Here is a 7,010-nt window from a genome sequence, read left to right on the forward strand (position 1 = left end):
TGTATGTCGCTAGCGTCTTCTTCACACCCACTTCTTTTAATGAGTTTTGTAGCTCTACGGCTTGTGGGTCGGTGTCGTTAGTGTACTTCAACGCAGCGGCAATGCCTTTCAAAAGTGTTTTATTTTCAGTGCCATACTCAATTGTACCGAGTAAAGGCTTCACTAATCTATCGTTTGCACCCAATTTTCTAATTGGTTGACGACCTACGCGATCCACCTCATCCACTAAGTATGGGTTGGCAAAGCGTCCTAAAATCTTCTCGATGTAGGCGTTGTGCATGTCACGGTCGAAGCCGTAGCGTTTGATCAGCACTTCACCACTCTCTTGCATCGCCTGTTTTACTTCAGCGTGAATGCTTGGGTCTTCAATTGCTTCACGAATGGTGCGATGGCCTTTCAAGCAACCTAGGTAAGCGGTAATGCAGTGGCCTGTATTGAGAGTGAATAGCTTGCGTTCTACGAATGCCATTAGGTTGTTGGTTCTTTCCATGCCAGCTATGTCAGGGATTTCGCCCTTGAATTGCTGCTCATCCACAATCCATTCGCTAAAACTCTCTACAGTGACTTCTAGTGGGTCATCGTTCGCCGCTTCTGCTGGTGGTACGATGCGGTCCACTGCGGAGTCGACGAAGCCAACTAGCTCGTCTGCTTTCGCGTGTAATGATTCATCCAAATGTTTGTACACTTCACCTTTTAGGTGAGTCGTGCCACGAACCATGTTTTCGCACGCGATGATGTTCAATGGTTTATCGTTACCTGCTGCAAAGCGTTTAGCAATGCCGGTAGCGATGGTTTTTGCAATGATGTCCAGTACGTTAGGGCCAACCGCTGTTGTTACCAAGTCGGTTTTTACAATGCGGTCGATGACATCTTCACTGGCTGAGTTTACCGCGGTGACGTGAGTTACTGTGTCGATTTGGCACTCAGTACCGACCACTTTTACTTTGTATTCTTGCTTGTGACTCAGTTGGTCGACGAGTGGAGCGTCAACGTCTGCAAATGTGACCTCGACTTCTGCATCTGCTAAGAGTTTTCCGATGAAGCCACGACCAATGTTACCTGCGCCAAAATGAACTGCGTTTTTCATAATTCTTACCTACCAATGTCTAAAATGTTGACTTACGAAACTAGGGGGAGGCCAACCGCATAGGGGGTGACAGCTGACCTCATTTGCCTCAGGAGCAAATTAAAGGGGTAATTAAGCCGCTTGTTGACCGCCAAGGATGTTCAGAATCTCTTCCACATCGTTGGTGCTGGTTAGCTTCTCAATTGCCTCCGGCTCATCGAGCGCGTTCGTAATGGTGGTAATCACCTGGATGTGCTCATCGTTCTTAGCGGCAATGCCGATAACCAGTTTCGCTACATCATCGTCGTCTTCAGTAAATTGGATACCCGATGGGTATTGGCAGATTACAATGCCGGTTTTCTTCACGCGGTCTTTCGCTTCTACCGTGCCGTGAGGCACTGCGATAGATTCGCCTAGGTAAGTTGGAACCAATGCTTCACGCTCAAACATCGCGTCTACGTATTCTGGTTCTGCGTAGCCAAGTTCGACCAACTTGTTGCCCGCGAAGCGAATCGCTTCTTCTTTGTTGGCAGCTTTCAAACCTAGGTGAATGTTCTCACGCTGGATTTGGAACACCGACGTTTGCTGTGGCTCGAAGTTGTCGTCGTTTGCTGCCACGAGCGACACTTTTACCATTTGGTCGTCATTGGCTGCGGATTGGTTTTGTGCGGCTAGTAGTTTGGTGACTAGCTGGTTGTACATTTCGCTGTCTAGGAAGTTAGTCAATGAAATGTGGTGTGCGTTTGGAGCATGCTTACGTGCACGATCCGTTAAGTCTTTATGAGTAATCACGATATCTGCACTCTCTGGTAAGCTGTTAATGGCAAGGTTGGTTACGTGGATGTTCAGACCTGCGTCTTGAACCTTTTTGCGTAGCATGCTCGCGCCCATTGCACTCGAGCCCATGCCCGCATCACAAGCGACAATGATGCTTTGTACTGTCGCTAGGTCTACGTCACCTTTGCTTTGGCTGTTTACCACCGCATCGTTTTTAGATGCAGATTTCATGTCTTTCATTTGTGATGTTGCTTTCTCTAGTGCTGCTTCATCACCGTCTTCTTCTGTTGACGTTTGAGTCTTCATTAGCAGTGCTGCTACGGCGAATGACACGCCTGTTGCTGCTGCGATAGACGCTAGAACACCAACGATTGAGCCTTTCTGAGTCATCAACAAGATTGCAAAGATTGAACCTGGTGATGCTGGAGAAACGATACCTGCGTTAAAGATAGTTAGAACGAATACGCCAGTCATACCACCTGCGATAGCCGCAAGGATTAGGCGAGGGTTCATTAGGATGTATGGGAAGTAAATCTCGTGGATACCGCCGAAGAAGTGGATGATTGATGCACCACCTGCAGTTTGACGAGCCGTACCTTTACCAAACACCATGTAAGCTAGCAGGATACCTAGACCAGGACCAGGGTTTGCTTCGATTAGGAAGAAGATCGATTGACCTGTCTCAGACGCTTGTTGGATACCCAGTGGAGAGAAGATACCGTGGTTGATCGCGTTATTTAGGAACAGGATCTTCGCAGGTTCAACGAAGATTGAAGTCAGTGGTAGTAGGTGAGCAGAAACTAGGAAGTTAACGCCAGCCGCCAAGCCACCAGACAGAATTTTTACGAATGGACCGATAAAGATGAAGGCAAGGATCGCACATAGCATGCCGATGATGCCCGCAGAGAAGTTGTTAACCAACATCTCGAAGCCACTTTTTACTTTACCATCGATGTAGTTATCGAATTTCTTGATAGCCCAGCCGCCCATTGGGCCGACCATCATTGCCCCCATAAACATTGGGATGTCTGTGCCGACAATCACACCCATTGTTGTGATTGCACCGACTACCGCACCACGATCGCCGCCAACTAATTTACCACCGGTGTAACCGATAAGTAGTGGCAGCAAGTAGGTAATCATTGGGCCAACCATAGAGGCTAACGTTTCGTTTGGTAGCCATCCAGTTGGGATAAATAGAGCAGTGATAAAGCCCCACGCGATAAACGCGCCGATGTTTGGCATTACCATGTTTGACAGAAAACGACCAAAATTTTGTATCTTGATCTTGGCATCTGGTGATATCATAACAATTCCCCGTTCGATGTTCTGATGAATCTTGTTGTAGTAAACGGTTCGCCAAAACCGTTTGTTTGATTGCTTAGTACCCAATCAATTTACCACACATTTTCCAATTGGAACTGACAACGGGTTTTTCGTGATCTACGCCCGCATTTCTTGGGCTGAGAAACGGTTTTTAAGTGACCAAGTTCAACTTATTAACTTGTAACTTAATAACAAAAAGCCACTTTCAAATCTGTCAATAAAAATCTTAGTGATCAATTCGATCTTCTGACAAATTTAAAATAAAAATACTTTGTGACCTTGATCACTTTTGATTTCTTTTGAAATTCAAATTAAATACCAGTAACGATCAATATCACATTTTGTGCTGGTTTGGTCTGGATGTAAAATGTGATCTAAGTCGATTTTGGTGTTTTGTGAAAGTTTGCGACGGGATTGGCGTGTTCAATGTCATTGCGACTCTTCGATAGAATGTATTTATAAGAGTCTTTTCGGCGTACTTCACGAAGTGCTCTTATCTAATTGATAGAAAAGTAAAAGAGAGTCGCTACACTGCTTTTATTGACTCACAACTCCCTTCTTACTCACTGCGCTTACTTATGGTTGCTATTAGCATGGTAGGTGAGGTATTCATGAGTTTGTTCGCGTCCCATATACCTTGCCAACGTCTTTTCTTGAACATCGCGCAAATCCACCGTAATCAACCCATCTAGCGCGTTATTGAATGCAGGATCGACATTAAAGCACACCAGTTTGCCATTGAGGCTTAAGTACTGACGCAGTAACACGGGCACACCTTTCCCTTCATCGATTCTGGCAATTACGCGTGATAGTAACTGTAAATCTCCCAGAGCAGTAAGCATGCTGGTGTTCCAGTCACGGTGGTGCTCGGGAAGTGGGTTAGAAGGCGTGACGTACTCTGCGCAATTGTTGTCGTAGTGGTGCAGTGTCATTGATTGAGCCAGTAATTGACGTGCAGTATCGCTATAATCGTTGCTAATGCTTACCGGACCAAATAGGTGAGTGTAATCTGGGTTTTGATGAACGAACGTTGCGATGCCTTTCCACAGCAGCAGTAGCGCGCTCATGCTCTTTTGATATTGCTGTGCAATCACTGAGCGCCCCATTTCAATGGATTTACCCATTTGGTCGATAAAGCGTTGGTCATAGTTAAACAACGTTCGTGAATACAGACCTGCTACGCCGCGCTTTTCAATCAGTTGATCAACCAGACCTAAACGATACGCGCCCACCAAGCATTGGTTCTCTCTGTCCCACACAAACAGATGCAGGTAATCATGATCGAAATGGTCAATGTCTATTGCTAGTCCAGTCCCTTCGCCAACTTGTCGGAAATTGAGCTCACGTAGGCGACCAATTTCATGCAGTAGGGAAGGGATACTCTGCGACTCCGTGCAGTAAACATCGAACTCACCACTTGTTAGCAGCTTGGACTCTTTTGGTAAGTTGTTCAGCTCTTCAAGCAATTCGCCTACGGGTAACCCTGCCGCTATTGGAGAGAGCAGTTCTGATGAAGAAGAAGGCTTAACTGATTGGGTTTCACGATTGAGCAAGTAAGTGTTGAGCCGCAAATAGTTCACCACTTGATCATCGTTAAGTGTGTTGAGCTCTTTGAATTTAATCGCTTGGCCAAAAGACAAGTTGATGGTTTGTGCATGTTTGTTCAGTAGTTCCCGCCCGAGCATTAGGGTACGCAAAAGTGGATGGATTTTCCCTGCCATATAGAAGCGTTTCGAGTTCTGACCACTGATGAATACTGGAACTGTCGTTGCTTTGTTTTTGCGGATCAGGCTACTTACGCTTCGACTCCACGCTTTGTCTTCCAAGCGTTGCTGTTTGGCATCGACTAACTGGGAAACCTCACCGGCAGGAAAGACAAGCAATAAGCCGCCACTTGCGAGGTGTTTATTAGCCGCTCTGAGGGCCTTCATATTTGATTTGACGGCGTCTTTGCCTTCAAACACATCGACACCAATGAAGAGCTGATCTAACTCTGGTACGGTTTTCAGGTATTGATTGGCTAGAATTTGGATATCGTCTCGTACCATCAACAAGAGTTCGGCCAAGATGACGCCTTCCACACAACCAAGCGGGTGGTTCGCCACAATGACGGTAGCACCTTGTTTAGGCACTGAGTCGAGTGAACCATGAGCAATGCGATAATCGATACCTAAGATATCTAGCGTGAAGCGGAGAAAAGTTTTGGTATCGGCATTAACGGGGCGTTGGGCGTAGAACTTATCAAGTTGGTTTAAACCGGTTGCCCATTCAGCAACGTTTTCACCAATGCCAAACGGCGTTTTACGAGGGAGACGAAAAGGGGTTGAACTATCCATATTTACCTCAGCGTACAAGTTGCTGATTGGATAGTAGAAATTACAGATGACAGTTAAGAGGCAAAAGCATGAGCCTTTGGTGACAAACCAATGAAGCTTTATTGACTAAAGAAAACGGTATATCACTGTGCTATGAATCAAAACTCGCGTTATGTCTCCCTCTTAAAACAATAGATAGGCTATCTTATCTAGAACAAAGATTAAGCTAAGTTGATATTTATCAGGGGGAAATAATGGAACGAGTTTCCAATAAAGCAGCACTTTGGATTGGGCTAAGTTTGATACTTGGTCTTGGCATCCTTGGCTATTTTATGCAGCAGACGGCGGTGAAATACCGAGCCTATGAAAGAGTCGTGACAGTAAAAGGTTTGTCGGAGCGTGAGTATCCTGCTGATACGGTGATTTGGCCGATTCAATTTACTCTAGCGAGTAATGATATGGGGGCCATGTTTGATGAAATTGACCAGCAAACCCGTTTGATTTTGGACTTTCTAAGTGCCAAAGGGCTTCCTGAAACCAGCGTTTCCCTTTCTTCCCCAGCGGTCATTGACAGAAAAGCACAGCAATATGGGAGCGAGCAAGACATTGAGTATCGTTATTTGGCCTCGCGAACCGTTACGGTTTATAGCCAGAGTGTTGATGTTGTTCGAGCGGCAATCAATGAAATAGGTGAGCTAGGAAAGCAAGGCGTTTTGCTTAACCAAGATCCTTATGCAAATCGTGTTGAGTACAGCTTTACTAAGCTGAATGATGTGAAGCCAAACATGATCGAAGAAGCGACTAAGAATGCGCGTGAAGTGGCTGAGAAATTTGCGAAAGACTCACAGAGTTCACTGGGTAAGATCAAACGTGCAACTCAAGGGCAGTTCTCGATTTATGACCGAGACAGCAACACGCCTTACATTAAGAAAGTACGAGTGGTATCGACGGTTCAATATTACTTATCTGATTAAAGTTGCGCTCATATAGTCAATAGTTGGTCGTTCCATCACCTTCTATTTGTAGAGGTATCTATGCTCTGTGATAGGGAAATCAGTCTTCGATGACGCTATATACAAGTACTTTTTTATAAAACTAAGTTCTTAACTGTGATGAGGGGAGTTTGATGATAGTCAAGCTGGCTTCTTTCTTATGAGCGTAAGTTAGTATGACTTATTGCTAGAAGGAATTAGTATCATGGCATACAAGCACTTTATTAGAGAACTACTGGGTTTAGCGATTGTTGTCTCTGTCGTCTTTGGCGTATTAGGCGTGATGTTAGAGCTCTTCGCACTGACGGCACTTTGGGAGCATCAGCAAACGATAGCCGATGTTTTCTTCCATGAATCTCTCTACTTCATCGTATTTTTAATCCCACCATACTTCCTCTGGAAGTTGATTAACCGTCCTGAATTGGTTTCTGCTGACCAAGCTTATTTGGCAATGAAGTTAGAGGCTGAAAGTCGACAATGAGTCGATTTAGTGAGTAATGAAAAGAAGAGGCTATGAGAAAACATTAGCCTCTT

At 45.2% G+C, this 7,010-nt stretch carries 5 protein-coding genes; 2 read left to right on the forward strand and 3 right to left on the reverse strand.

The features are described 5' to 3' along the window. The 3 genes from IQR33_RS30135 to IQR33_RS30145 form a co-directional block, all read right to left on the reverse strand. Positions 1 to 1,087: mannitol-1-phosphate 5-dehydrogenase (locus IQR33_RS30135; protein ID WP_193844284.1), on the reverse strand; the 1,087-nt coding region annotated here is incomplete at its 3' end. Between the two features lie 111 nt (positions 1,088 to 1,198). After that, complete coding sequence (locus tag IQR33_RS30140) at positions 1,199 to 3,151, reverse strand: PTS mannitol transporter subunit IICBA (RefSeq protein ID WP_005379710.1); 1,953 nt, start codon at positions 3,149 to 3,151, stop codon at positions 1,199 to 1,201. Positions 3,152 to 3,741: 590 nt separating this feature from the next. Next, the gene (locus IQR33_RS30145; protein WP_193837537.1) at positions 3,742 to 5,505 is read right to left on the reverse strand and encodes a lysophospholipid acyltransferase family protein; all 1,764 of its coding nucleotides are present in this window, start codon (positions 5,503 to 5,505) and stop codon (positions 3,742 to 3,744) included. 233 nt (positions 5,506 to 5,738) lie between these two features. On the opposite strand from IQR33_RS30145, the gene IQR33_RS30150 reads away from it, so the two are divergent. Next, complete coding sequence (locus IQR33_RS30150) at positions 5,739 to 6,458, forward strand: SIMPL domain-containing protein (protein WP_158157207.1); 720 nt, start codon at positions 5,739 to 5,741, stop codon at positions 6,456 to 6,458. 223 nt (positions 6,459 to 6,681) lie between these two features. Continuing rightward, on the forward strand, positions 6,682 to 6,957 hold the full coding sequence (locus IQR33_RS30155) for a hypothetical protein (RefSeq protein ID WP_005383040.1): 276 nt from the start codon (positions 6,682 to 6,684) through the stop codon (positions 6,955 to 6,957). The last annotated feature ends 53 nt before the right edge of the window (positions 6,958 to 7,010 follow it).

Source organism: Vibrio sp. OPT46, from assembly GCF_015163535.1.
GTDB lineage: Bacteria > Pseudomonadota > Gammaproteobacteria > Enterobacterales > Vibrionaceae > Vibrio > Vibrio alginolyticus.